Origin of the sequence: Nocardia ninae NBRC 108245, assembly GCF_007990755.1 — a bacterium.
GTDB lineage: Bacteria > Actinomycetota > Actinomycetes > Mycobacteriales > Mycobacteriaceae > Nocardia > Nocardia ninae.
The window spans coordinates 15,973-39,508 of sequence record NZ_BJXA01000025.1 but is presented as its reverse complement, the minus strand read 5'-3'; the positions used below and the strand labels follow the sequence as shown (position 1 = coordinate 39,508).

Below are 23,536 nucleotides of genomic sequence, written 5' to 3'. Positions count from 1 at the left end.
CGAATGGTACGCCAGGCAAAACTCCTGTCTGCTCATTGATTCTCGCTGATCGCAACACTCACGAGGGGCACGGCGCACCCGGATGATCCGAACATGACAACGCAGAATTCCGTTCCCCGTTCCACCCGTTCGGCCGCGGTAATCGGTGCCGGCCAAACCGGCGTCACTGCGGCACTGGGCTTGCTCGACGCCGGATTCGACGTCACCCTCTACAGCGACCGCGATCAGCGCAGCCTGCGCGACGACGTCCCCGCCACCGGCACCGCGCTCCAATTCGGGGTGGCCCAGCAGTCCGAATCCGCCCTCGGGCTGGACACCTACACCGGCCGGGCGCCGCGGCACACCGGGCTCAGTGTCCGCCTCGCCGGACCGGGCGGCGCCGAACTGATCCAATTCGACGGCAATTTCGACGGTTATGTCGGCATCGCCGTCGACACCCGGTTGAAGGCCGACGAGCGACTGACCGCCTTCCAGGAACGCGGCGGCCGTTTCGTCGTCGAGCAGGTGACCCCGGAAACCCTCGACACGATCGCCGCGGCCAACGCCCTCACCCTCGTCGCCACCGGCCGCGGCGGACTGTCCGACCTGTTCCCGATCGACCAGACCCGAACCCCTTACGACGCACCGCAGCGTTCGCTACTGACCGTCACCGTGACCGGAATCGGCTACGGCAAGGATGTTTTCGCGCACCGAAGCCCGGCGGGCGGCGCGCACAGCGGCTTCTCCATCCTGGCCGATCAGGGCGAAGCCTGGTGGGGCCCTTACCTGCACAAGGACGCGGGCCCGAGCTGGGCGTTCCTCGGCTGGGCCAGGCCGGGCAGCGAATGGGAAACCCGTTTCGCCGCAGCGGATTCCGCCGAAACCGCGCACCGGATCGTGCAGGATATCTACCGGGACTTCATCGATTGGGATCTGCCCGAGGTGCTGGCCACCCAGGTGATCGCCGAGGACCCGCATTCCTGGCTGAAAGGGGCGGTGCGGCCGGTGGTCCGGGCCGGCGTCGGGCACACCGCGGGCGGCCACGTGGTGGCCTCGCTCGGTGACACCTCGGCCGCGTACGACCCGGTCGCGGGCCAGGGTGCGCAGAGCGGGCTCATCCAGGCGCAGCGGCTGGTCGCGGCCGCCGCGGTGCACGACGGCCCGTTCGACGAAGCCTGGATCGCCGAGCAGTACGCGACGTTCCTCGCCGTGCGCGGCGATGCCGCCAACAAGGTCACCCGACTGTTCCTGAGTGATCCGGAGCTCGCCGAGATCGGCAACCAGCTGTTCGCGGCGGCCGCCGTCCACCCGAAGTTCGCCACCGCGCTCGTCGGCCTGCTGCATCACCCGCAGCCGTTCCTCGAGATCGACTCGCTCGACGCGGCCAACGCGTTCATCACCCGCGTCACCGGCGAGGACGCGACGGCCCTGCTCGGGCGCTTCGCACCGGCAGGCAAGTTCGCCAGGTCCACCTTCGCCGACGCCCTCACCAACGCCTGAGACCCCACGCACCCAGCACCGCGATCCGATCGCACAGATTCAAACCCTCGTGCCGGTCGGGTCGCGATGCTGGAGTGGGAGGAGCTCGACGGCTACCCCCCGACCCCCTGGAGCAGCTATGACCACGGAGCAGATCGCCGAACAGATCAAATTCGCCTACTGGGTGCCCAATGTCAGCGGGGGACTGGTCACCAGCGACATCGAACAGCGCACCGGCTGGGACTTCGAATACAACAAGAAGCTGGCCCAGACCGCCGAGAACAACGGTTTCGACTACGCGCTGTCGCAGGTGCGCTACACCGCCTCCTACGGCGCGGAGTTCCAGCACGAGTCGACCTCGTTCAGCCTGGCGCTGCTCGGCGCGACCGAGCGGCTGAAGGTCATCGCGGCCATCCACCCCGGCCTCTGGCATCCGGCGGTACTCGCGAAGTTCGGTGCCACCGCCGACCATCTCTCCAACGGCCGCTTCGCCATCAATGTCGTATCCGGTTGGTTCGCCGGTGAATTCACCGCACTCGGCGAGCCCTGGCTCGAGCACGACGAAAGGTACCGGCGCAGCGCCGAATTCCTCGAGGTGATCCGCAAGATCTGGACCGAGGACAACGTGAACTACGGCGGCGACTTCTACCGGATCCGCGACTTCACGCTGAAGCCGAAGCCGCTCAACACCCCCGAGCGGCCGAATCCCGAACTGTTCCAGGGCGGTAACTCGACCGCGGCTCGCCGCAACGGTGGCCGCTACGCCGACTGGTACTTCTCCAACGGCAAGGACTTCGACGGCGTCACCGAGCAGCTCGACGACCTGCGTGGCATCGCGCGGGCCAACAACCGGGAAGTGAAGTTCGGCCTCAACGGCTTCATCATCGCCCGCGACACCGAGAAGGAGGCGCAGGACACGCTGCGCGAGATCATCGAGAAGGCGAACGAGCCTGCGGTGCAAGGCTTCCGGGACGCGGTGCAGCAGGCGGGCGCGTCCACCAAGGACGGCAAGGGCATGTGGGCCGACTCCTCCTTCGAGGACCTCGTGCAGTACAACGACGGCTTCCGCACGAAGCTGATCGGCACGCCGGAGCAGGTAGCCGAGCGGATCGTCGCCTACCGCGAGCTCGGTGTCGACCTGATCCTGGGTGGCTTCCTGCACTTCCAGGAGGAGGTCGAGTACTTCGGCGCGAAAGTCCTTCCGCTGGTTCGCGAACTGGAGGCCGCGCGGCGTCCGGTCGCGGCGGTGGGCTGATGACTGTCTCCGATGGGCGGCGCTCCCGGACTGCCGCGTGGTCACCTGCCACTGCGGACATCGGGGGCGTCGCTCTCGCGGCCGATCGCATAACGTCGGCCGCGCAGGCCTTTTCGGTCGCCGAACACCTCGCGGCGGACTTCGCCTCCGGGGCCGCCGCGCGCGACCGCGGCCGGATACTGCCGCATCCGGAGGTGCAGCGGCTCGCGGCCAGCGGGCTGCTCGCCGTCACTGTGCCCGCCGAGTACGGCGGCGCGGACCTGCCGCCGAGCGCTGTGGCGGAGGTGGTGCGGATTCTCGCGACCGCCGATCCGAACATCGCGCAGATCCCGCACAGTCACTTCGTCTACGTGAATCTGGTGCGGCTGGCCGGTGCCGCGGCACAGCGGCAGCGCTACTTCGCGCAGGTGCTCGACGGTGCACGGATCGCCAACGCGCAGTCCGAGCGCGGCGGCGCCACCATTGCCGACATCAGCACCACGCTGCGGCCCGCGGGCAGCGGATTCCGGGTCGACGGTCGCAAGTTCTATTGCACGGGTTCGCTTTTCGCGAATCTGCTCGCGGTGCTCACCAAACTCGACGATCCCGAGGGGCGCAGCGGCCTGGAGCCGGGAGAGTACATCGCCTACCTACCGGCCGATACGCCGGGCGTGCGAATCATCGACGACTGGAACGGTATCGGCCAGCGCACCACCGGCAGCGGAACGGTGTCGTTCGAGGAGGTGCTGGTCGAGCGGGACCAGCTCATCCGCCGCTCCGCCGCCGTGCAGGCACCCACCGGCTACGGTGCGTTCGCGCAACTACTGCACGCCGCCATCGATGCGGGAATCGCTCGTGGCGCGCTGACGGCCGCAACGGAATTCGTGCGGACCACGAGTCGTCCCTGGTTCGAGGCCGGTGTCGCCCACGCCGTCGACGATCCGCTGCTGATCCAGCGTTTCGGTGAGCTTTCGGTCGTGGTGACCGCCGCCGAGGCAACCCTCGCCGCTGCGGGCAAGGCTGTCGACGCGGCCACCGCGCAGCGCCGTGCACTACCACCCGATGGGGGGATTGACGGCGTCGGATCGAGTGGCACAGTGGTAGATATCGAGCAAGAGGAGGGCGCCGCTCGCGCCTCGCTGGCGGTTGCCGCAGCGAAGGTGCTGGCCGATCGCGCGGCCAACGAGGTGTCGAGCGCGCTGTTCGAAGTGGGGGGAACCCGAAGTGCCGCTACCGATCTCAATCTGCACCACTTCTGGCGCAACGCGCGCACGCACACCCTGCACGATCCGATCCGCTGGAAGTACCAGCACCTCGGCCGTGCGCTGCTGCACGGTACCGCGCCACCGTTGCACGGCGTGATCTGACCGGCTAGCCGGTCGAACCAGCACGTGATCGAAAAGGATACGAAAGTGACAGTGACGGTCGTAGTCGGCAATCCGAAGCCAGCCTCGCGCACTCTGACGGCCGCCACGCTGGTCGCGAAGGGGCTGCGTCCCGACTCGGAGCCCGCGGTGGTCGACCTGGTCGATTTCGGCGCGGCCCTGCTCGGCTGGGGTGATCCGGGCGTCGCGGCGGCGGTCCGTACGGTCGCCGATTCGGAGCTGGTCGTCTTCGCGAGCCCGACGTTCAAAGCCACCTACACCGGCCTGTTGAAACTGTTCCTCGAGCAGTTCGACGGCGGCACCGGGCTGGCGGGTGTCCTGGCCGTTCCGGTGATGCTCGGAGCCGGTCCCGCCCACGCGCTGGCACCGGATCTGCTGCTCAAGCCCGTGCTCGTCGAACTCGGCGCCACCGCCGCGCTGCCCGGGCTGTACCTGTCGGACCGGACCTTCCTCGAGGACGGCGTGATCGAGGCCTACAGCGAGCGATGGCGGCCGGTCGCCCGGGCGCTGGCCGTCGCCGCGGAGGTGCCCGATCATGCATGAGCTCTTCGAATTTCCCGCCGACGGAGGTGGATTGCGCCGCGCCTTCGCCAACTTCCCCAGCGGCGTGGTCGCGGTGTGCGCCGAAATCGACGGCACCCCACACGGTCTCGCGGTGAGCACGTTCGTTCCGGTCTCGCTCGACCCGCCGCTGGTGTCGTTCTGTGTGCAGAATTCCTCGTCGACCTGGCCGAAACTGGCGGCTGCGGGCCATCTCGGGTTGAGCCTGCTCGGCACCGATCAGCAGGACGCGGCCCGTTCGCTCGGCGCCCGCAACGGCGACCGATTCCGCGGTACCGAACTGCATCGCGGCACCGGTGAGGCGATCTTCATCGACGGTGCGTCCGCGTGGATCGAGGGCGTGCCGGAAGCTCAGGTGCCCGCGGGTGACCACGCGGTCGTCATCCTGCGGATCCACCGCATCGCCACCCGCTCCGACATCGACCCGCTCGTCTTCCACGGCAGCAGATTCCGTCGGTTGCGCGCCGAGGCCAGCTAGGGTGCCGTCGGTGCGTCGATCAGCCCTGGTCACGCCGGTGCCGGGTGCGTATGGGAAAATGAGATGCATCTATTCGGAAGGGTCGATCATGGCCGTGGGCATGGTTCTCGGTGACGTTTCCTCGCGCACTTCGACGCGGTAGGAACGACCGAGCTCGACAACTCCTCGTCGCGGTGCACTCCGTGCCCGTGAATGTTCGACAACGAGGAGCCGCCGATGTCCACGATGACCTGGACCGAAGCCGATACCGAGCGATCCGCCCCCTGGCATTCCGAAAGCGCGACACCGGCCCCGACCCGGATCGTGGTGGCCGACGATCGGATGACCGCCGAGACCGCGTACCGGCTGGCCTGTGAAGGCACGGCGCTGCTGTGGCGCGGCGACTACCACAATGCCCGCCAGCTGCTCCAGGCGATGGGCCGCCGGGTCGACCGAAAAGCTCCCGGGCCTGGCGATAATCCGGCCGAGTCGTTCCGGTTGCAGCGCAGGGCGCGCAACCATCGCGCGCGGGTGCTCGGCAAGCTGATCGTCCAACTCGAACAAGACCACACGCTCGCGCTGCGCCGCGCTCCCGACGTGCGCAAGGCCTGTGACGATGTGTACGGGCCGTCGGAGGGGCCGATGCTCATCGCGCTCACCGAGCTGCTCGGCGTGCTCGGTGCGGCCCAGTGGCGGGAGAAGGGTGTGCGGATCCCCGCGCTGGACGCCACCATCTACCCGCATTACGGCGTGTTCTCGCCGATTCGCGGCGAATACCTCGGGCTGGTCGCGCAGGCCCCGCTCGCCGACGACGTGCGTACCGCGTTCGATCTCGGCACCGGGACCGGAGTGCTGGCCGCGCTGTTGGCTCACCGCGGGGTCGGCCATGTCATGGCGACCGATGACAGCCCGCGGGCGCTGGCCTGTGCCCGCGACAACATCGACCGGCTGGACCTTGCCCGTTCAGTCTCCATCGTCGGTCCCACGCTTTTTCCGGACGGTCGCGCCGACCTCATCGTCTGCAATCCGCCGTGGCTGCCGGCCCGGCCGACCTCCGCGATCGAGCACGGGGTGTACGACCAGGACAGTGCAATGCTGCGCGGCTTTCTGACCGGTTTGGCCGCTCATCTCGAGCCGGGCGGCGAAGGTTGGCTCATTCTGTCCGACCTGGCCGAGCATCTCGGGTTGCGCACCCGGGACGACCTGCTGACCCTGATCGAGGGTGCCGGTCTGCACGTCATCGATAAGACCGACACCACTCCGCAGCACCCGCGCGCCAAGGACACCACCGACCCGTTGTATGCCGCCCGCGCCGCGGAAGTCACCTCGCTCTGGCGGCTGGCTGTCACGCCGTAGTGGTACCTGGCGCTCGATCAGGCTGCGGGACAGCGGGTTTGTGGGATCGTCAAGTCGATGAGGTATCGGTCGGCGGCGCTCGTGGTGCAGGGGGAGCGGTCGTAGACGGTGTGGCCCCAGCCTTCGTAGGTCAGCAGCGTGGAGTCCGGAGTGTTCTTCGCAACGCCCAATGCCCATTCGTGCGGCGTCGACGGGTCGTGCAGTGAGTTCATGACGAGAATCGGTGGGCCGCCCACGATCTGCGGGCGATGCGGCGGGTTCGCCGGTGCGATGGGCCAGCCGGAGCACAAAGCGCCTGCGCCCCAAGCAAAGTGGGCGCGTAGTGGTGCGGCGTTCTGAGTCTGCTCACGCCACAGCTGGTTCCATTGGTCCTGGTCGGCGATGTCGAAACGCCAGTCGGAACAGAAGATGATTTGTGCCATCGGCACCGGCTGACCTTGCTCTTGTGGCGAAGTGGGCGGCAGCGGGATGGCCGCGGGCTGGTCGAGCAACGCCCACAGATCCGTTGCCAGCCTTGCCCATTCGGGACGGTAAAGCCGTTGGATGACCTGTGTGTTCAGGTCGATCGCACCCAGCTGCTTGGTTGTCTCGGCGAGATCGCGTAACTCACCCCGAGCCGACTTGGCGTACACCTCATTGAAGATCTGATCGATGTCCGCACCGTGCAAGGCACACTGCTCATCCCGGGCACACCACGCCGCGAACTCACCATAAGCATCCTTGGCCGCCCGTGCCTCACTGTTCATGAATGCCCGCCCATCCAAACTGTGGTCGTCCACGCTGTCCATCAGCAAGGCGCGCAAGCGTTTCGGAAACAACTCCGCATACGACTGTGCGGGCATCGTCCCGTAAGACCTGCTGTAGATACTGATCTGGTCCACCCCGACCGCCACCCGCAGCGCCTCCACATCCCGCGCGACACTCGCCGCATCGAGATGATCCATCAACGCCCCGGTGTACTGCCGGCAACTCGCCGCGAGATCCCGTGCATACGAATGCACTTCATCGATCCGCCCACCCAGATCCGGCACAAAATTCGGCCGATACCCCGCCAGCCCCGCGTCACACCGCACCGGATGACTCCGCTTCACCCCCCGCGGATCAAGACTCACAATGTCGAACCTCCCCCGCAACTCCGCCGAAAACTTTCCCCCCTTCAAGATTTCATCCACCCCCGACGTCCCCGGCCCGCCGGGCAACGAAACCAACGTCCCCACCTTCTGTGAAGGTTCGTCAGCCCGATCCCGCACCACCGCGACCTCAATCTTCGCCCCCGTCGGCTTCCCCCAATCGACCGGCACAGTGACTGTGCCACAGTCGAACTCGGCATTTTCCGGGCACGGTTCCCAACTCAACTCAGACGCAGGCTCAGCATCCGACGTGCAGGCAGTCACCGCCCCCGAACAAACCCCCACGGCCAGCCCCAAAGCCAATACAGTGCGACGAATCAACATGCCCAGATCGTCGACCTCCCGATCCCCGCCCCACATCCCCCCAACGAGCCACCCCCACTACCCCTCCGGTACTGAGCCTTGACCTCCACAGACAAGAAAATGCCCCGCACCAGAACATCTGGCCAGGGCATTCACCATCGCAGAGCCGATGACGGGAATCGAACCCGCGCTGTCTGCTTGGGAAGCAGAAGTTCTACCATTGAACTACATCGGCGAAGCGGCGAACCGCCTGTCGAGACTTTAGCAGAACCCGCGCGGGGGCGGGAAAAGTCCAGGTAGAAGCCGCTGACCTGCAGGGATGCGCAGTAGTGGTGGTCACGTCTCGCTGGCCTCCGCATCGGTCTCGACCGCGCTCGGCGAGCTGCGAGCCAGTTCAGGCTCGCAACGTGGACGGCTTCGGTCGGCACCGGCCTGCCGGTGCGTCCTAGGATCGTCCCGTGCGGAACTTCTTCGACTCCCCCCATCTCGACTGGCCGCAGTTGCACGGTTCGCTGCACGTCTATGTCCTGCCGGACCCAGAGTTCATCGCGGTGGTACAGCCAGCGGTGGATGCTGTCGAAGCGTTCGAGGGCTGCACTGCGGTGGAACCGCGATGGCAGCATGCGACGGTCACGCGAATCCCGTGGTGGCGCAACGAAGTAGCTGATGAAGCTCTGAGCCGGTATTCCGATGCCTTGGCGGCAGTGGCTGCGAGCACCGCACCGTTCGCGATCCCGATGCAGGGGCCCTGGCTGCACGACTACGGTGTCGGCGTAGCCGCACCCGAGGACGCACAGTGGAAGCAGCTGTACACCGCGACCCGCGACGCCGCCGAGCAGGTCTTCGGAACGGAACGAGCGCTGCCCGCCCCGCCGCCGATGCCGCATGTCACACTCGGTTATGGCACCACTGAAAGAGACTCCGCCCCCTTGGAACTCGCGCTGTCGACCATCAAGACTCCCGCATCACTCGCCGTCGGCAGCCTCCACTTCCTGGCGGTCGACGTGGATCCCGAAGCGGGTATCTTCACCTGGGACGTGATCTCATCGCATGCTGTCACGTCGACATGACGCCGGCACGGCTGCTACGGACTGGGTCGCTGGGCCACGTAGACGTGGAAGGCGCGGTCGGACTCGCCTACTCGCCGATGGTCACTCGTCGTGAAGCCTGCCCCCTCGATGATCGCCTCCACCTCGGCGCGTGATCGCTTGATGAGGCCGTCCCGCCACGGCGTGCTCTCGATATAGGACGAGTCGGCGGCGCCGACGACAAACTTGCCGCCAGGCCGAAGCACGCGGGCGACCTCGGCGAACGATTCCGCTAGTTCCTGGTCCTCGATGTAGTAGATGGTGTTCACGGTGACGACGCCATCGAAGGTGGCGGCCTCGACCGGCAGGTCGCGCATCGGGGCTTCGATCAGACGGAGTCGGTCGTTCGCGAGGTATTCCTCGAATCGCTTGTGCGCCTTGGTGATCATGGTGGTCGAGATGTCGATGCCGTAGACGCGTCCGTGCGGCCCGACCTGTCCGAGCAGGGCTTGCAGTCCGTAGCCACCGCCGAAACCGATATCGGCGACCTGGTCGCCGGGTTGTGCCTCGAGCGCGGCGATGGAGCCCGCCATCACCGCTTTGTTGAAGACGTTGAGCCCGTTGGTGATCAAGCGTCCGAGGGGGCCCGAGGGGTGTCCGAGCTGGCGAGCGAAGGGGCCCATGAGCGGAAGCGAGAGGCGCACGCTCGCCAGCATTCCATACGGCATGACGGCGGCCAGAGTTGAGATGGCATGCAAGGCCGAATGACTCGGCGGTACCGCGCTAGGCGATCGCCTCGTGCAGCGCCGCGGTCCAGGGGAGCCAGCGAGGGTCGGGGCCTGCGACGTCGTCCCAGATCATGTGGGTGCAGGTGTAGGCGAGGGCGATGCCGGATTCGGGGTGGGCGAAGGCGATTCGGCCGCCGGTGCCGTTGTGGCCGAAGGAGCCGGGACCGAGCATGGCGTGGGCGGGCCCGGGAATTTCGTAGCCGTTGGCGAAGCGGTGGGTTACCGGCAGAACATCCAAGGGCGCCGGGCCACGCAGGCCGTCGGTCTGCGGTTGCCGTGCTCGATCGACGGTCGCGGAGGTCAGCAGGCGGACACCGTCGATCTCGCCGATGGTCGCCGCGTACATCCGCGCCAGCGAACGGGCGTTGCCGATCGCGTTGCCCGCGGGTACCTCGGCCGCGTGCCCCGCGCGGGTGTTGAGCAGCGCGACTCCGTCTTCCCTGGTGGCGACGGCGGCGAGGAGTGTCCGGATCAATCGTGCGTCGACGTCGATCCCCATCCCGCTGAGTACCGCGGCGACCTGTGCGGTGTTCGGCTGTTCCTTGCGGGAGAACTGGGGAACGACACGATGCTCCTCGCTTTCGGGCAGCCCGACCCACAGGCTCAATCCGAGCGGTCCGGCGATCTCCGCGGCGAGAAAATCGCCGACGCTCTTGCCGGTGACCCGCCGGATCAGCTCACCGGCCAGGTAACCCCAGGTGATGGAGTGGTAGTAGAACGCGGTTCCGGGCTGCCAGAGCGGCGTCATGGCCGCCAAGGCCGAGGTGCACAGCGACCAGTCCGTCAACTCCTCGGCCCCGATTCCGGACTCCGGGTCGAACCCGGCCAGGCCCGCGCGGTGCGCCAGCAGTTCGGCGACGGTGATGCCGGCCTTCCCGCTGGTCGCGAACTCCGGCCAGTACTCGCCCACGGGCGCCGACAACTCGAGCTGTCCCCGTTCGACGAGCATGTGCACGCAGGTTGCGGTCACCCCCTTCGACACCGACATGAGCACCGACAGCGAATCCTGGTCCCACATCATTCCGGAGATCGGGTCCTGCCCGGCCCAGAGATCGACGACAACGCGGCCGTTCCGGTAGACGCAGAGCTGCGCCGCCCCCTCGTCCTCGGCCTGTGCGAGCGCGAACGCGTCGCGAACCGCCTCGAACCCGTGCTCGACCGTTCCGTCCACCAGCACCACGACGCCTCCTCGACCCGCTCCGGCGGGGGCACGGCACAACGCGAAACCCCCTCGCCGCCAAGACCTTATTCGACCGGCCGGGGCCGTGCACCTGGCTGCGCGGGACGCACGCCCGGCGAACCGTCGTCGGGAAGAGGCGAATCGGCTTGCCGGACTTCGTCTCGCAGCCGTTTCAGCAGCGCTACGTCGGCGCCGTTGGTCGCGGTCTCGACCAGTACGGGGATGTCATGGAGTTGGGGAATGGTGAACAGGGCGCGGAAGACGTCTTCGCCGAGGGTGCCTTTGCCGAGGGTTTCGTGGCGGTCGCGGTGCGAGCCTGCCGGGTCGCGACTGTCGTTGGCGTGGACCAGGTCCAGTCGGTGCGGGCCGATCGCGTCCGTCAGCTTGCTGACTACGGCGTGCAGCCCGGTGGCGGTGGTGATGTCTTCGCCTGCCGCGTGCAGGTGGCAGGTGTCGATGCACAGGCCGATCCGCTCGTCGTCGAGGGCGGCGAAGTACTCCACAGTGCTGTCGACGGTCGAGGCCAGCGCCGCACCGCCGCCGCAGGTGGGCTCGATGAGTAGTCGCACCCCGGGTGGTGCGGCGTCGAGCAGCGGGGCGAAGAGTTGGGGCAGGCGACCCAGTGCGTGCTCGCGCAGTTCCTGGCGCACCGATGAACCGGCATGGACGATGACCGCCGCCGCCCCGACCAGGCCGGCGCGCCGCATGATGGTGGTCAGCGCCTGCGCGGAGTTCTCCAGCACGGCCGGGTCCGGCGAGCCGAAATTCAGCAGATACGGCGCGTGCACGAACACCGGCATGTCCGCGCAGGCGGTGCGGAACGCGGCCGCGTCGTGCGGGTCGACGGACGGCTGCTTCCAGCCCCGCGGGTTGCCCGCGAAGAACTGGATCGCCTCGGCCCCGATCTCCCCCGCCTCGCGCAGGCCCTTCTTGATCAGCCCGCCGCCCACGAGGACATGCGCACCAATGGGTGAAGACAAGCCCTCGATCAACTCCCTCCGATGTCGGCGGCTACGCAACCACGATAGTCAGCGATCCGATGAACATCGGCGTGCCCGACGGTTGGCGCTCGCACCGACACCACGTCAGCCGGTGCGGCTTTCGGAGAGTGGCGGTGCGGCTGCCAGGTTCTGGCGCCGTTCGAGATGCTGGTAACCGGCGAAGCAGAGGGTGACCAAGAGTCCACCGAACACCCAGCCGCCGAGCACATCGGTCGGCCAGTGCACGCCGAGATAGATCCGGGAAAGCCCCACCGCCGCAACGAAGACGACGGCGGCGACACCCGCGACCCACCGCATCGCGGGACGGCGTACCTGCGGGATCAGCAGGACCGAGAGGATCCCGATCACCGCCATCGATCCGAGACTGTGCCCGGAGGGATACGCCAGGTTCGTCTTGACGATGACGTGGTTCACCGTCGGTGGGCGTTCCCGTCCGATGAGGTGCTTACCACCATCCACCAGCACCCATGACCCGAGACCGGTACACACGACCAACCCGGCCTCCCGCCACTGTCCGCGCCGGCCATAAACGATGACGGCAAGCACCACCAGGATGGTCATCGCGACGGTGCCGCCGAGATAGCTGACGGTGATCGCGAGTGGCGTGAGCGTGCCGTTGCGGTGGGCGACGGCCCAGTCCGAGATCGGCGAGTCGATCGCGGTGAGCCCGTTTTTCGCGAGGACGTTGCTGGTCAGTCCGACGGCGAAAACGGCGAGAACCGTAGCTAGCACGGCGAGCGTCGGGACCATGTTCCAGCTCCGGCCCGGTGTGGAATTGGTGGTCACCCTTCCACGATCTCATCTCGAAGCTGTGCGGCGGCTGAGGAACCGCGGTCGGCACCCACTGACACCGCACTGCCACTGTGCGCCTGAAGAGCCCGGACCAGCAGGCGCTACGCTGCTCGGCGTGCTGCTTTCCGATCGCGACATCCGTGCGGAGATCGCCGCTGGGCGTCTCGGCGTCGAGCCGCTCCTGGCGAGCCTGATCCAGCCGTCGAGTATCGACGTGCGGTTGGACGGCATGTTCCGGGTGTTCGACAACTCCCGCTACACCCATATCGACCCGGCGCAACGCCAGGACGAGCTGACCAGCCTGGTCGAGCCCGCTCCGGGCGAACCGTTCGTGCTGCACCCGGGTGAGTTCGTGCTGGGCTCCACACTCGAGGTGTGCACGCTGCCGGACGATCTGGCGGGTCGGCTGGAGGGCAAGTCGAGTCTCGGCAGGCTTGGTCTGCTGACCCATTCGACTGCGGGTTTCATCGATCCCGGTTTCAGCGGCCACATCACCCTCGAACTGTCGAACGTGGCGAACCTGCCGATCACCCTGTGGCCCGGCATGAAGATCGGCCAGCTGTGCCTGCTGCGGCTGACCAGCCCGGCCGAGCATCCCTACGGCAGTGCCACCGCGGGCTCGAAGTATCAGGGCCAGCGCGGGCCGACACCGTCGAAGTCCTACCTGAACTTCCCGCTGCCCGCCGCCGTGGTGGACGCCGCGGAATCGCGGCAGAGCTAGGCCCGCTGCTTCTCCGGCAGCGCGCGGCTCCGCCGAAAGTACCGTCGCGTCGAACCGGGCACCCACAGCAGCGTGAGCACCACCACCGACAACGCCCACCCGCCGATCAATGCCAGGTGCGCGCCGGTGCTCGGAAACATCACCCACACGACGAACCGCCCGAGGAACTGGCCGGCGAGCAGCACCGTGATGGTGATCCGCGCCCAGTTCTTGCCGCGCAGAATCGGCACCAGCAGCGCGGCGTAGATCGGTCCGTGCGTGAGATGGAAAACGGTGCCGACGTTCCAGCTGAACGGCGAGAACAGTAGGACGAGTACATGGTTGATCGCATGAATGCCGATGCCGAAGACGGCCATCCGCACGGTGATCGGTGAATCGGACATCGCTGCAGGTCCTTCGCGGTCGAGGTCCGTGCACGCTATGTCGCGCCGGCCACCGCGGTATTGGACGAATGGGTCATGCTCATCCCGAGCAGCCGCCCCGGCGGTGCGCCGGCGAAGCGCTGGAAATCCCGGATCAGATGCGATTGGTCGTAGTAGCCGAAATCGCCCGCGAGCACGCTCATATCACGCGACGGTTCGTTCGTCAGCGCGGTGAGCGCGGCCGAGAAGCGCAGCAGTGATCCGTAGTCTTTCGGTGGCAGCCCGACTTGCTCGGCGAACCGACGCCGGAAATGCCTTGCACTCCAGCCGGTTTCGGCGGCCAGATCGGCTACCGGCAGCCTGCCCGCAGAACGCCGCAATTGTCGGACCGCATGCGTGATCGCCCGATCCGCACTGTCGTCGGCCTCGCGCGACCGCGCGCGAAAGTAGTCGGCCACCAACGCGAATCGATCCGGCCAGGTAGCTGTTTCGGCAAGTCGCTCGGCCAGGCGCTGCGCCAACCGCCCGTGCAACTCGGCGAGTTCGACCGCGCCATTGCGTAATTCGTCCATCGGCACGCCGAGTAACCGGTGCGCCGTCAGCGGATCGAGTTGCACCTGCACGCTGCGCATCCGTCCGGCGTGCCCGGCCGTCCCCGCCCGATCGTGCAAACCGATGACCAGTGCGGTCGGGTCGAGACTGCGCCCCTCGAAGGTCCCCTCCAGCGCGAACACGATCTTGACCGTGCCGCCCGGAATCTTCCTGCGCCGCACCGGGTTCGGCTCCAGCACATCGAAACCGAAGCAGCGGATGACATCCAGGCCGGCGAAGGCTGCGGCCGACGCGGGAACGATCTGGTGCGCCCGCACCTGATACGTCCCGCGCAGGTCGCTCAGCCGATCACCGCCCATCCCGCAACACTAAAGCGACTTCCTCGCCATGGCCCGCTTCAGCGCCGGGGATGATGGTGGCACCGGCCCGAGTCCGCCCCGTCGACTGCCGAGAATGGGGCGGATTCGGTCCGGTAAAGCGCCGGGCGGCAACGGGAACCGATCGCGGCGCGTGATCAGTCCCCGCCGCCCGCCCCCACCGCCAGCGCCGTCGTGATGATGACGGATAGCGGTGGCAGCGTGTCGCCGCGCCTCGGCGGGGATACCCAGAAGCACCCTTCCCGGGTCCACCGTCCGAGGCCGGTCGGCAACATCACGGCGCTGCCGATGGCGGGAATGCCGATGTCGAGGCGGTTGAGGACCTCTAGCACCTGCGTTCCCGGCCGGCTGTCCGGTTCGGCCAGAAAGCTCCACCGGATCTGCCTGGCCAGCATGGGCCCCCTGGCCCCTTGCTGATCCAGTGCGGCCCGTACCTTTTCGGCACGGGCGGTAGGCAAGTGGACAACGCAAACGCGGCCGGTGATCGGCAGCATGACGAAGCCGCCACGCTCGGTCACCGGTAGCCCGAACTCGTGCCGATAGAACGCAACCCAATCGTCAACAGTCCTGAGTTTCTCCACATTCACGGCGAACTCCTTGCCTCCCTGCTCAAGGGTCCCGGTCGTGGCCCGGTTTCGGTATTGCCCGCACGCCCGCCTTCTGCTGCCTTTCCGCTGCCTCTGGTACCAGCTCTGTTTCGTATGTAGCCGTGCTCACAAACCCCTCGTACCCTGGGAAAGAGTTCTTTCGGAAGGGATGACATCGTGGTCCGGCAATGGTCAGGTAAAGAGGCCCGTGCCCTTCGCGATGCCAAGCGCATGAGCATCAGGCAGTTCGCGGCACACCTCGGGGTGCACGAACGCCTGGTGTCGAAGTGGGAGGCCGGCGGCGTCCGCGTCCATCCACGTCCGATCAATCAAGCCGCTCTCGATACCTCCCTGGCCAGGTCGGACGACGTTGTGCGGGCACGGTTTGCGGCCATGATCGATCCATCGATGGCCGACCGCCCGACCCCGCCTGGAATCGATGCGTCCGCCGATACCTCGGCGCGCGTCCACTATTCGAGCGACGCGGAACTTTTGGCTCTCATAGACGCCGGTGCGATGAGAGGTGATGCGTTAGCAGCGATTTCGGAGAGGGATCTGATCATGGCGGCTGCCCATGAGGCCAGCGAGCACGCTGGCCACGCGGAGAGCACAAACTTGGGCGTTACCACCTTGGAGCAACTCGATGCCGACGTGACGCGCATCGCGAACGACTATGTGCACGTGCCCCCGGTGCCGATGATGGTCGAGATGCTGCGGGTCCGGCGGCGGGTCTACCGGCTGCTGGAGGGGCATCAACGGCCGGTCGACACCAGCCATCTGTACCTGCTGGCGGGCACCCTGTCCGGGTTGCTCGCCAACGCCAGTACCGATCTCGGCTACTACGACTCGGCGGGTGAACAGATCAGAGCGGCCTGGGCCTACTCCGAACTGTGTGGCCACAACGGGTTGCGGGCCTGGACCCGTGGCATGCACGCGCTGATCGAGTACTGGTCGGAGCGGCCGCGCCGGGGCGTGCAGCTGGCGCAGAGCGGGCAGGAGTTCGCCGAGTCGGCGACGGCGAAGGTGCGACTGCTCAATATCGAGGCCCGGATCTGGTCCCGGCTGGGCAGTTCGGCGGAGGCGGATCGCTGCATCCGCGCCGCCGACGATGCCCGCGAGGTGTCCGAAACCGACACCCTGCACGACGAGGTGGGTGGGGTGTTCGGCTTCAACGACGCCAAGGCGCAGTACTACGCGGGCGCCACCTACATCCATCTCGGGGAGGCCGAGCTCGCCTTGGCCGCCACCCAGCGCGCCATCGATCTGTACGCGAGCGGTCCGTCGGAGCAACGGTCCTACGGTGCCGAATCGCTGGCCCGGGTCGACTGCGCCGCCGCGCATCTGATCAACGGCAGCCTCGACGGCGCGACCGAGGCGCTGCAGCCGGTGCTCGGTCTGGCCGAGGACAAGCGCCTCGCGCAGTTGGAGGTGCGGCTGACCGGTGTGCGCAGGCGGATCGCGGCCCCGGATTTCCGCGACGCGGTCGAAGCGCGGTTCCTGGACGAGCGGCTCGAGGAATTCTGCGGCACCACGGCCGCCAAGGGGATACCGCCTGGCAACCCTCCTTCCTGAGGTACTGATCACATCCCCGCCCGCCGTTCATCACCGCCCAGTGAAATACGGGCAATTGACGGCGAGCGGCGGTTTATCCATTTGCCGCGGATGGCACCATGGGACGGGTGAGCCCAAGTCATCTACCGCATCGCCCGCCGCGCGTGCTGGAGCAGTCCACGAAGCTACAGAACGTCGTCTACGAGATTCGTGGACCGGTACACGCGCAGGCAGCACGGCTGGAGGCCGAGGGTCATCGCATCCTCAAGCTCAATATCGGCAACCCCGCGCCGTTCGGCTTCGAGGCCCCCGATGTGATCATGCGCGACATCATCGCGGCGCTGCCGTATGCCCAGGGCTACTCCGAATCCAAGGGCATCCTGTCGGCCAGGCGCGCGATCGTCACCCGGTACGAGCTGGTGCCCGGATTCCCGGAGCTGGACGTGGACAGCGTCTACCTGGGCAACGGGGTTTCCGAGCTGATCACCATCACCATGCAGGCGCTGCTGGACAACGGTGACGAGGTGCTGATCCCGGCGCCGGACTATCCGCTGTGGACCGCGATGACCAGCCTGGCCGGTGGTACGCCGGTGCATTACCTGTGCGACGAGTCCAGCGGCTGGCAGCCCGACATCGCCGATATCGAATCGAAGATCACCGACAAGACCAAGGCTCTGCTGGTGATCAATCCGAATAATCCGACCGGCGCCGTATATTCTGCGGAAATTCTTCAGCAACTCGTCGATATTGCGCGTAAGCATCAGTTGCTGCTGCTCGCCGACGAGATCTACGACAAGATCCTCTACGACGACGCCAAGCATATTTCGCTGGCCTCGGTGGCGCCCGATCTGCTGTGCCTGACCTTCAACGGTCTGTCCAAGGCGTACCGGGTGGCGGGCTACCGCGCCGGCTGGCTGGCCATCACCGGTCCGAAGGATCACGCGTCGGGTCTGCTGGAGGGCATCGACCTGCTCGCCTCGTCCAGGCTGTGCCCGAATGTGCCTGCGCAGCATGCGATTCAGGTCGCGCTCGGCGGGCATCAGAGCATCGAGGATCTGATCCTGCCCGGCGGGCGACTGCTGGAGCAGCGTGACGTCGCGTGGGAGCGGCTGAACATGATTCCCGGTGTGTCGTGCGTGAAGCCGAAGGGCGCGCTGTACGCGTTCCCCCGGCTGGATCCGAATGTGCATGAGATCCATGACGATTCGAAGCTGATCCTCGATCTGCTGCTGCAGGAGAAGATCCTGATGGTGCAGGGGACCGGCTTCAACTGGCCCAACCATGATCACCTGCGGATCGTGACGCTGCCGTGGGCCAGGGATCTCGCGGTAGCCATCGAGCGCTTCGGCAACTTCTTGTCGAGCTATCGCCAATAGAGTTGCGACCCGGCCGGGCCACCGCGGCGCCCCGCTTCTAGCGGATAAACCGACCGAATGTATGGATATGCGCGAAGTTTGGAGACTAGCTAGCGCATTAGAAGTACTTTTGTGTACAGTAGGACTTGGCACTTTCGAGTGCCCGGCCGGGTTGCCTACCCCCCTGGGTTAACCCGGTCTCGGGTTCGGCCGCCTACCCCCCTGGGCCGCCGGCCTGTGGGCGGCGGAGACATCCCCCTGCTCTCCGCCGCCCCCTCCGAACCCTTTCCCGGCCACCTGGCCGACTCCCCGCCTTTCCGTTCGCCGCGGCGCTTTTGAAAATGAAATCCTTTAAGCTCGGTCGCGGGCAGCCGACTCGGGGCGCAACAGCCGTTCCTGCCCGCTGGGGAACGCCCCCAGTGCAACGACGGACAGGGTAGGAGCCCCGCGCGGTCATGAGCGACCATCATCATCACCACGACCACTCCGGTCCGATCGCGATCGGTGACACCGCCGCACGCGTTGTCGTCGGCCTGCTCACCGTCATCGGTGCCCTCGTGCTGCTCGGCACGGTCATGCTGTGGCCGGACAAACAGCACATCGATATCCCGCTGCCCATGCAGAATGCGGGCGGCGGTGCGGTGCAGACCGAGGCGGGCACGGTGGTCATGCAGGACGTCGGTCCGTGCGGCAGCACGTCGATCGGCAAGGTGTTCGTGGAGAAGCCGGAGCCGCCGCGCAACAACGCCTACACCTGCCAGCGCAGCCTGATCACCATCGAGTCCGGGCCGCACCAGGGCAACAAGACGCTGTTCGAAATCCCGCCCGGCCCAGGACAACCCGATCTGCGCGCCGGGGACGAGATCCGGCTGGTGCGGCAGACCGATCCCAGCGGCACCCCGATGTATTCGTTCGAGGACTACGCGCGCGGTTTCCCGTTGACGCTGATCTTCGTGGTCTTCGTCGTGGTGATCGTGGTGGTCGCGCGCTGGCGTGGCCTACGCGCCCTGCTTGGGCTGGTGTTCGCCTTCGCCGTGCTGGTGATGTTCATGTTGCCCGCGCTGCTGGACGGCAAGCCCGCGATCCCGGTCGCGCTGGTGGCGGGCTCCTTGATCCTCTATGCCGTGTTGTATCTCGCGCACGGGGTGAATCTGCGCACCAGTTCGGCGCTGCTCGGCACGCTGACCTCGATGGTCGTCGCGGCGGTGCTGTCCTGGGTCGCCATCAAGATCACCCATCTGACGGGCTTGTCCGAGGAGCAGAACACCAACGTCGCCACCTACCTGGAGCACGTGAGCATCACCGGCCTGCTGCTGGCCGGGTTCATCATCGGTTCGCTCGGCGTGCTCAACGACGTCACCATCACGCAGGCCTCGGCCGCGTTCGAGCTGGCCGCGATCGACGAGTCCGCCACTCGGCGTGAGGTTTTCACGGCGGCCATGCGGGTCGGGCGGGACCACATCGCCAGCACCGTCTACACCCTGGTGCTCGCCTACGCCGGTGGTGCGCTGCCGCTGCTGCTGTTGTTCAGCGTCGCGGGTCGTTCCATTCGCGACGTGCTGACCGGTGACGCGGTCGCCATCGAGATCGCCCGCTCGTCGGTCGGCGGGATCGCACTGGCCCTGTCCGTCCCGCTGACCACCGGCATCGCCGTCATGCTCGCCCGCCCGTTCGGTACGCGGGGGAAGCCGGCGGCACCGGCACGTCGAGCCCGGCACGCGCGCAACTGATTCCGCACGCGCCGACCGGCGTCCCCGACTGACTAGCGCGGGGGCGGCGGGAAGGGGAAGACCTCGGGCGGGATCGTGGGGACCACGATCGGCGGAAGGCCGGGCACCACAATGGTGTTCGGGCCTGGCGCGGGCGGCGGCGGAGCCTCTGTGGTCGGGCGGCGCGGCGGTGGTGCGGCGATCGACTCCGCGGCGGTCTCCGTCGGCGTGGCGGGTGCGACCGCGATCTGCGGGTCGTGCGTGGTGGTGCGCGGCGCGCTGGTCGTCGGCGTCGACGGCGAGCCCTCACTGTGGGAATCACGTTGCAGCACTTGCGGACCGTAGCCGAGCCCGAGCCCGATCGCGGCGACCACCGCGAGCGCGCTGACGGTGAGCACGGCGCCGCTGATCTCGCGCTTGCGGCGTTTCGGCGGCGCCGATAACCAGGCGGGGGACAACTCCGCATCCATGGCCGCAGCACTGACCACCGGCTCCGGCACGACCGGCCGGGCCAGCAGCGCCGCGCCGCGGGCGATCACCGTCTCCGGGCTCTCCGGCACGATGACCGGAACACCCATCCACCGTTCGAGGACCCTGGCTACCAGCGGAATCCGCGCGCAACCGCCGATCGCGAGCACGCCGTGCACCGGCCGATCGGAGCGGGTGATCACGTCGCGGGCCATCCGGGCCGACGACTCGATCGCCAGCATGATCAGCGATTCGAAATTTTCCTGCGCCAGTAGCACCAGGCCCTGTTCGCTGGGCAGCGCGACGGCGGTGTTGGAGGACAGTTGTTCCTTGGCTTCGCGGCACAGCCCGTCCAGGACGGCCAGGCCCGCGGCGTCCGGCGGGTGCGCGATCCGGCCGGAGGCGATCTGCTGTTCGCGGATCAGCGAGTCGAGGTAGTCGCCGCTGATATCGCTGGTGCGTTCGCTGTAGCGGACCTCACGCGACTGGGTGTCGACCACGCTCACGGTGAGTCCGGAGCTGCCGAGGTCGTAGACGACCAGCGAGGAGATACCGCGAATATCGCCGGTGGACTGCGCGAATTCGAGCGCGGCGACGACCTCGGGGACGAGTTCGTAGTTGGTCAGCTGCTGGCGTGCCATGGCGGCGCGGAGCGCGCGGGCGTGCTGCTCGCTGCGGTAGGCGATGGCGGTGGCGATGATGTCGGGGGTGGTCTCCAGCGTGACGCCGACGGCCTCGGCGGCCAGCTCCTCCACGGTCTGCCCGGCAACCGGAATGGTCTGCAGATCGAACGAGTGCGCCTCGACGTGGCCGTGGGGGTTCCCGGTGTGTGGCCGCGCCATACGGACAGCGCCGGCCCCCACCGAAACTCCCAGTACCGAACTCATCAGCTGCCCATCTCGTTCACACTTCACGACATGCGAGCCCGCGCGAAGGCCCGCTCCCCGGACCATACCGTCGAAGAGCGACCGTGCCTACGGCAGGACTAATCGTCCGGCAATAGTCCCCGCCTTCGCGACGCAACTCTACGGCGTACCGAGTCCCGCGTACACCCATCCGGCCGCCCGCCAGTTGGCACGATTGAGACAATTCCTCCCGTCGATGATGGATTTTGTCCGAACTACCCTATTCAAATCCTCCGGGCGCAGCGCCGTGAACTCGTCCCATTCGGTGAGCACCAACACAACGTCGGCTCGCTCACAGGCCTCCGTCACCGAGGTCGCGTAGTTCAGGGTCGGGAACACCCGGCGCGAATTCTCCAGCGCCTTAGGGTCATACACCGTCACCACCGCGCCGTGCAGCTGGATCATGCCCGCCACATTCAGCGCGGGCGAATCGCGAACATCGTCGGATTCCGGTTTGAACGCCGCGCCGAGCACCGCGACATTCGCGCCGAGCAGCGAACCGCCGCAGGCGCGGGCGGCCATGTCCACCACCTTGGTACGGCGGCGCATGTTGATGTTGTCCACCTCACGCAGAAATGCCACCGCGTGGTCGGCGCCGAGTTCACCGGAGCGGGCCATGAAGGCCCGAATATCCTTCGGCAGACAACCGCCGCCGAAACCCAGTCCGGCATTGAGGAATCGGCGTCCGATGCGGGCGTCGTAACCGAGCGCGTCGGCCAGCATCGTCACATCGGCGCCGGTCGCCTCGCATACTTCCGATACCGCGTTGATGAACGAAATCTTGGTTGCCAGAAAGGCATTCGCCGATACTTTCACCAATTCGGCGGTGGCCAAATCGGTCAGCAGGAACGGCACCTCGTCGGCGATCAGTTCCGCGTAGATCTCGCGCACCATGTCCTCGACCCAGCCCGCGCCCGGCCGCTCCCGATCCACTCCCAGCACAAGACGATCCGGGCGCAGCGTGTCCTTCACCGCGAAGCCCTCGCGCAGGAACTCCGGGTTCCAGGCCACCTCGACGTCGGTCGAGGTCAGCCGCCGCGCCCTGGTGCCGAGCGCCGCGGCCGTGCCGACCGGCACGGTCGACTTGCCGATGATCACCGACGGGCGCTCCAGCATCGGCGCGAGGGTATCGACCACGGCGTGCACGTACTTCAGGTCGGCGGCGTACTCGCCCTTCTTCTGCGGCGTCCCCACCCCGAGGAAATGCACGTCGGCGTGCGCCGCCGCCTCGGCATAGGAGGTGGTGAAGCGCAGCCTGCCGGTGTCGAGATTGCGCCGCAGCACGTCCTCGAGACCGGGTTCGTAGAACGGCACCACGCCATCGGACAGCTTCGCGACCTTGCCCGGGTCGACATCCACCCCGATGACGTCATGCCCGAGCTCGGCCATGCACGCTGCGTGCGTGGCCCCGAGGTACCCGGTTCCGAAGACTGTGCATCGCATGATCGATTGATAAGCCCCGCCGGTGGCCGCGCCACGTCACCGAGGCAAGGGTCACGGCAACGGTAGGTGTACATGTGGCGACAGATCCTGTACTGGCGGCCCTGACCTGCGAAGATATCGCTAGCATTGATCGGATGCGACGTCGCCGATGGGTCCGGGCCTGCCTGGTCCTCGTCGTCGTGCTCGCTGTCGCAGGGTTCGCCCTCTGGCCCGTCTACGTCCGTCCACGCACCGATCCCCCGGCCACGGCCGACGCCGTTCTCGTCCTCGGCGGAGCGCACGATGGACGTGAACAGCTGGGCCTTCGACTGGCCGCCGAGGGGTTCGCCCCGCGAGTCCTGATCTCCGACCCGTACGAGAACAGCGTCATGATCAACCGAATCTGCCGCGGTAGCTACAGCTTCGAGGTGATCTGTTTCGATCCTTCGCCTAGAACCACCAGGGGCGAAGGACGCGAACTCGCTCGCCTGGCCCGGGAAGGCGGTTGGCGGCGCGTCATCGTCGTCACCTTCACCCCGCACATATCCCGCGCCCGCTACATCCTCGGAAAGTGCTGGGCCGGTGACCTTCTCTTCGTCGACCCCGAACCCCGGCTGTCGGTGCTGCGCTGGGCCTACGACTACCTCTATCAGTCCGTCGGCTACGTCAAGGCCGCGGTCGAGGATTGCTGACCGCATCCTCGGTGCCGTCCCGCCCAGCCCTGCGAACCTCGACTGCATCAGGGCAGGCGTGATCCGCGCTTGTCGGCAGCCCAACGGCTGACGTCAATGCCACTCGGCAAGTGCTGGCACCTGACATCAGTTTTGCTACAGTGCGGGAGACACGACTTTGTT

At 67.1% G+C, this 23,536-nt stretch carries 22 protein-coding genes and 1 tRNA gene; 12 read left to right on the top strand and 11 right to left on the bottom strand.

Annotation, left to right across the window (positions count from 1 at the left end; all coding sequences use genetic code 11):
* Positions 1-93: 93 nt before the first annotated feature.
* From NN4_RS19695 to NN4_RS19670, 6 genes are all read left to right on the top strand, one after another.
* The gene (locus tag NN4_RS19695; RefSeq protein ID WP_147133258.1) at positions 94-1,479 is read left to right on the top strand and encodes a styrene monooxygenase/indole monooxygenase family protein; all 1,386 of its coding nucleotides are present in this window, start codon (positions 94-96) and stop codon (positions 1,477-1,479) included.
* A gap of 118 nt (positions 1,480-1,597) precedes the next feature.
* A complete protein-coding gene (gene sfnG / locus NN4_RS19690) occupies positions 1,598-2,713 on the top strand; it encodes a dimethylsulfone monooxygenase SfnG (RefSeq protein ID WP_147133255.1) in 1,116 nt (371 codons plus the stop codon).
* Positions 2,713-4,059: an acyl-CoA dehydrogenase family protein gene (locus NN4_RS19685; protein ID WP_147133252.1), complete on the top strand. Its 1,347-nt coding sequence runs from the start codon at positions 2,713-2,715 to the stop codon at positions 4,057-4,059. The genes sfnG and NN4_RS19685 overlap by 1 nt, the downstream gene beginning before the upstream one ends.
* A 45-nt stretch (positions 4,060-4,104) precedes the next feature.
* Positions 4,105-4,620, top strand: coding sequence for an NADPH-dependent FMN reductase (locus tag NN4_RS19680; RefSeq protein WP_186818518.1), 516 nt, complete (start codon positions 4,105-4,107; stop codon positions 4,618-4,620).
* Positions 4,613-5,116 (top strand): flavin reductase family protein, encoded by a 504-nt coding sequence (locus NN4_RS19675; protein ID WP_147133249.1) that lies wholly within the window; start codon positions 4,613-4,615, stop codon positions 5,114-5,116. The genes NN4_RS19680 and NN4_RS19675 overlap by 8 nt, the downstream gene beginning before the upstream one ends.
* A gap of 216 nt (positions 5,117-5,332) precedes the next feature.
* The gene (locus tag NN4_RS19670; RefSeq protein WP_147133245.1) at positions 5,333-6,451 is read left to right on the top strand and encodes a methyltransferase; all 1,119 of its coding nucleotides are present in this window, start codon (positions 5,333-5,335) and stop codon (positions 6,449-6,451) included.
* Positions 6,452-6,468: 17 nt separating this feature from the next.
* On the opposite strand, the gene NN4_RS19665 is transcribed toward NN4_RS19670, so the two are convergent.
* Positions 6,469-7,905, bottom strand: coding sequence for an alpha/beta hydrolase (locus tag NN4_RS19665; RefSeq protein WP_186818517.1), 1,437 nt, complete (start codon positions 7,903-7,905; stop codon positions 6,469-6,471).
* Between the two features lie 143 nt (positions 7,906-8,048).
* Positions 8,049-8,119, bottom strand: a tRNA-Gly gene (locus tag NN4_RS19660).
* Positions 8,120-8,342: 223 nt separating this feature from the next.
* Between NN4_RS19660 and NN4_RS19655 the strand changes: the two genes are divergently transcribed.
* A complete protein-coding gene (locus tag NN4_RS19655) occupies positions 8,343-8,954 on the top strand; it encodes a 2'-5' RNA ligase family protein (protein WP_147133239.1) in 612 nt (203 codons plus the stop codon).
* A 14-nt stretch (positions 8,955-8,968) separates the two neighbouring features.
* Here the strand turns inward: NN4_RS19655 and NN4_RS19650 are convergent, their stop codons facing one another.
* From NN4_RS19650 to NN4_RS19635, 4 genes are all read right to left on the bottom strand, one after another.
* On the bottom strand, positions 8,969-9,616 hold the full coding sequence (locus tag NN4_RS19650; RefSeq protein WP_186818516.1) for a class I SAM-dependent methyltransferase: 648 nt from the start codon (positions 9,614-9,616) through the stop codon (positions 8,969-8,971).
* A gap of 79 nt (positions 9,617-9,695) precedes the next feature.
* Complete coding sequence (locus NN4_RS19645; RefSeq protein ID WP_222595110.1) at positions 9,696-10,880, bottom strand: serine hydrolase domain-containing protein; 1,185 nt, start codon at positions 10,878-10,880, stop codon at positions 9,696-9,698.
* Between the two features lie 65 nt (positions 10,881-10,945).
* Positions 10,946-11,860: a deoxyribonuclease IV gene (locus NN4_RS19640; protein ID WP_186818515.1), complete on the bottom strand. Its 915-nt coding sequence runs from the start codon at positions 11,858-11,860 to the stop codon at positions 10,946-10,948.
* 105 nt (positions 11,861-11,965) lie between these two features.
* Positions 11,966-12,667: a phosphatase PAP2 family protein gene (locus tag NN4_RS19635; RefSeq protein WP_147133229.1), complete on the bottom strand. Its 702-nt coding sequence runs from the start codon at positions 12,665-12,667 to the stop codon at positions 11,966-11,968.
* A gap of 121 nt (positions 12,668-12,788) precedes the next feature.
* Here NN4_RS19635 and dcd point away from each other — a divergent pair, with 121 nt between their 5' ends.
* Positions 12,789-13,394, top strand: coding sequence for a dCTP deaminase (gene dcd, locus NN4_RS19630; RefSeq protein WP_107653218.1), 606 nt, complete (start codon positions 12,789-12,791; stop codon positions 13,392-13,394).
* Here the strand turns inward: dcd and NN4_RS19625 are convergent.
* From NN4_RS19625 to NN4_RS19615, 3 genes are all read right to left on the bottom strand, one after another.
* Positions 13,391-13,777 carry a hypothetical protein gene (locus NN4_RS19625; protein ID WP_147133226.1) on the bottom strand — a complete coding sequence of 129 codons (387 nt, stop codon included), beginning with the start codon at positions 13,775-13,777 and terminating at the stop codon, positions 13,391-13,393. The genes dcd and NN4_RS19625 overlap by 4 nt on opposite strands.
* 35 nt (positions 13,778-13,812) lie before the next feature.
* Positions 13,813-14,667, bottom strand: a complete 855-nt coding sequence (locus NN4_RS19620; protein WP_147133224.1) for a helix-turn-helix domain-containing protein — start codon at positions 14,665-14,667, stop codon at positions 13,813-13,815.
* 155 nt (positions 14,668-14,822) lie between these two features.
* Positions 14,823-15,272, bottom strand: coding sequence for a hypothetical protein (locus NN4_RS19615; RefSeq protein ID WP_135233894.1), 450 nt, complete (start codon positions 15,270-15,272; stop codon positions 14,823-14,825).
* A 231-nt stretch (positions 15,273-15,503) separates the two neighbouring features.
* On the opposite strand from NN4_RS19615, the gene NN4_RS19610 reads away from it, so the two are divergent.
* The 3 genes from NN4_RS19610 (at position 15,504) to NN4_RS19600 (ending at position 19,908) form a co-directional block, all read left to right on the top strand.
* Positions 15,504-16,844, top strand: a complete 1,341-nt coding sequence (locus NN4_RS19610) for a helix-turn-helix domain-containing protein (protein ID WP_147133221.1) — start codon at positions 15,504-15,506, stop codon at positions 16,842-16,844.
* Between the two features lie 98 nt (positions 16,845-16,942).
* The gene (locus NN4_RS19605) at positions 16,943-18,199 is read left to right on the top strand and encodes a pyridoxal phosphate-dependent aminotransferase (RefSeq protein ID WP_135233893.1); all 1,257 of its coding nucleotides are present in this window, start codon (positions 16,943-16,945) and stop codon (positions 18,197-18,199) included.
* Between the two features lie 434 nt (positions 18,200-18,633).
* The gene (locus NN4_RS19600) at positions 18,634-19,908 is read left to right on the top strand and encodes a YibE/F family protein (RefSeq protein WP_147133218.1); all 1,275 of its coding nucleotides are present in this window, start codon (positions 18,634-18,636) and stop codon (positions 19,906-19,908) included.
* A gap of 32 nt (positions 19,909-19,940) precedes the next feature.
* Here the strand turns inward: NN4_RS19600 and NN4_RS19595 are convergent, their stop codons facing one another.
* Together NN4_RS19595 and NN4_RS19590 are read right to left on the bottom strand one after the other, a co-directional pair.
* Positions 19,941-21,242, bottom strand: coding sequence for a DUF7159 family protein (locus tag NN4_RS19595; RefSeq protein WP_246180965.1), 1,302 nt, complete (start codon positions 21,240-21,242; stop codon positions 19,941-19,943).
* A gap of 138 nt (positions 21,243-21,380) precedes the next feature.
* Positions 21,381-22,703 (bottom strand): UDP-glucose dehydrogenase family protein, encoded by a 1,323-nt coding sequence (locus NN4_RS19590; RefSeq protein WP_147133215.1) that lies wholly within the window; start codon positions 22,701-22,703, stop codon positions 21,381-21,383.
* Between the two features lie 134 nt (positions 22,704-22,837).
* Here NN4_RS19590 and NN4_RS19585 point away from each other — a divergent pair, with 134 nt between their 5' ends.
* Complete coding sequence (locus tag NN4_RS19585; protein WP_147133211.1) at positions 22,838-23,374, top strand: YdcF family protein; 537 nt, start codon at positions 22,838-22,840, stop codon at positions 23,372-23,374.
* Positions 23,375-23,536 lie beyond the last annotated feature (162 nt).

Bases quoted from the DNA above. Each gene is read 5' to 3' on its own strand.
- NN4_RS19695 (WP_147133258.1), top strand. From the start codon at position 94: ATGACAACGCAGAATTCCGTTCCCCGTTCCACCCGTTCGGCCGCGGTA.
- sfnG (WP_147133255.1), top strand. From the start codon at position 1,598: ATGACCACGGAGCAGATCGCCGAACAGATCAAATTCGCCTACTGGGTG.
- NN4_RS19685 (WP_147133252.1), top strand. From the start codon at position 2,713: ATGACTGTCTCCGATGGGCGGCGCTCCCGGACTGCCGCGTGGTCACCT.
- NN4_RS19675 (WP_147133249.1), top strand. From the start codon at position 4,613: ATGCATGAGCTCTTCGAATTTCCCGCCGACGGAGGTGGATTGCGCCGC.
- NN4_RS19670 (WP_147133245.1), top strand. From the start codon at position 5,333: ATGTCCACGATGACCTGGACCGAAGCCGATACCGAGCGATCCGCCCCC.
- NN4_RS19665 (WP_186818517.1), bottom strand. From the start codon at position 7,905: ATGTTGATTCGTCGCACTGTATTGGCTTTGGGGCTGGCCGTGGGGGTT.
- NN4_RS19625 (WP_147133226.1), bottom strand. From the start codon at position 13,777: ATGTCCGATTCACCGATCACCGTGCGGATGGCCGTCTTCGGCATCGGC.
- NN4_RS19620 (WP_147133224.1), bottom strand. From the start codon at position 14,667: ATGGGCGGTGATCGGCTGAGCGACCTGCGCGGGACGTATCAGGTGCGG.
- NN4_RS19610 (WP_147133221.1), top strand. From the start codon at position 15,504: ATGAGCATCAGGCAGTTCGCGGCACACCTCGGGGTGCACGAACGCCTG.
- NN4_RS19605 (WP_135233893.1), top strand. From the start codon at position 16,943: ATGGGACGGGTGAGCCCAAGTCATCTACCGCATCGCCCGCCGCGCGTG.
- NN4_RS19600 (WP_147133218.1), top strand. From the start codon at position 18,634: ATGAGCGACCATCATCATCACCACGACCACTCCGGTCCGATCGCGATC.
- NN4_RS19595 (WP_246180965.1), bottom strand. From the start codon at position 21,242: ATGAGTTCGGTACTGGGAGTTTCGGTGGGGGCCGGCGCTGTCCGTATG.
- NN4_RS19590 (WP_147133215.1), bottom strand. From the start codon at position 22,703: ATGCGATGCACAGTCTTCGGAACCGGGTACCTCGGGGCCACGCACGCA.
- NN4_RS19585 (WP_147133211.1), top strand. From the start codon at position 22,838: ATGCGACGTCGCCGATGGGTCCGGGCCTGCCTGGTCCTCGTCGTCGTG.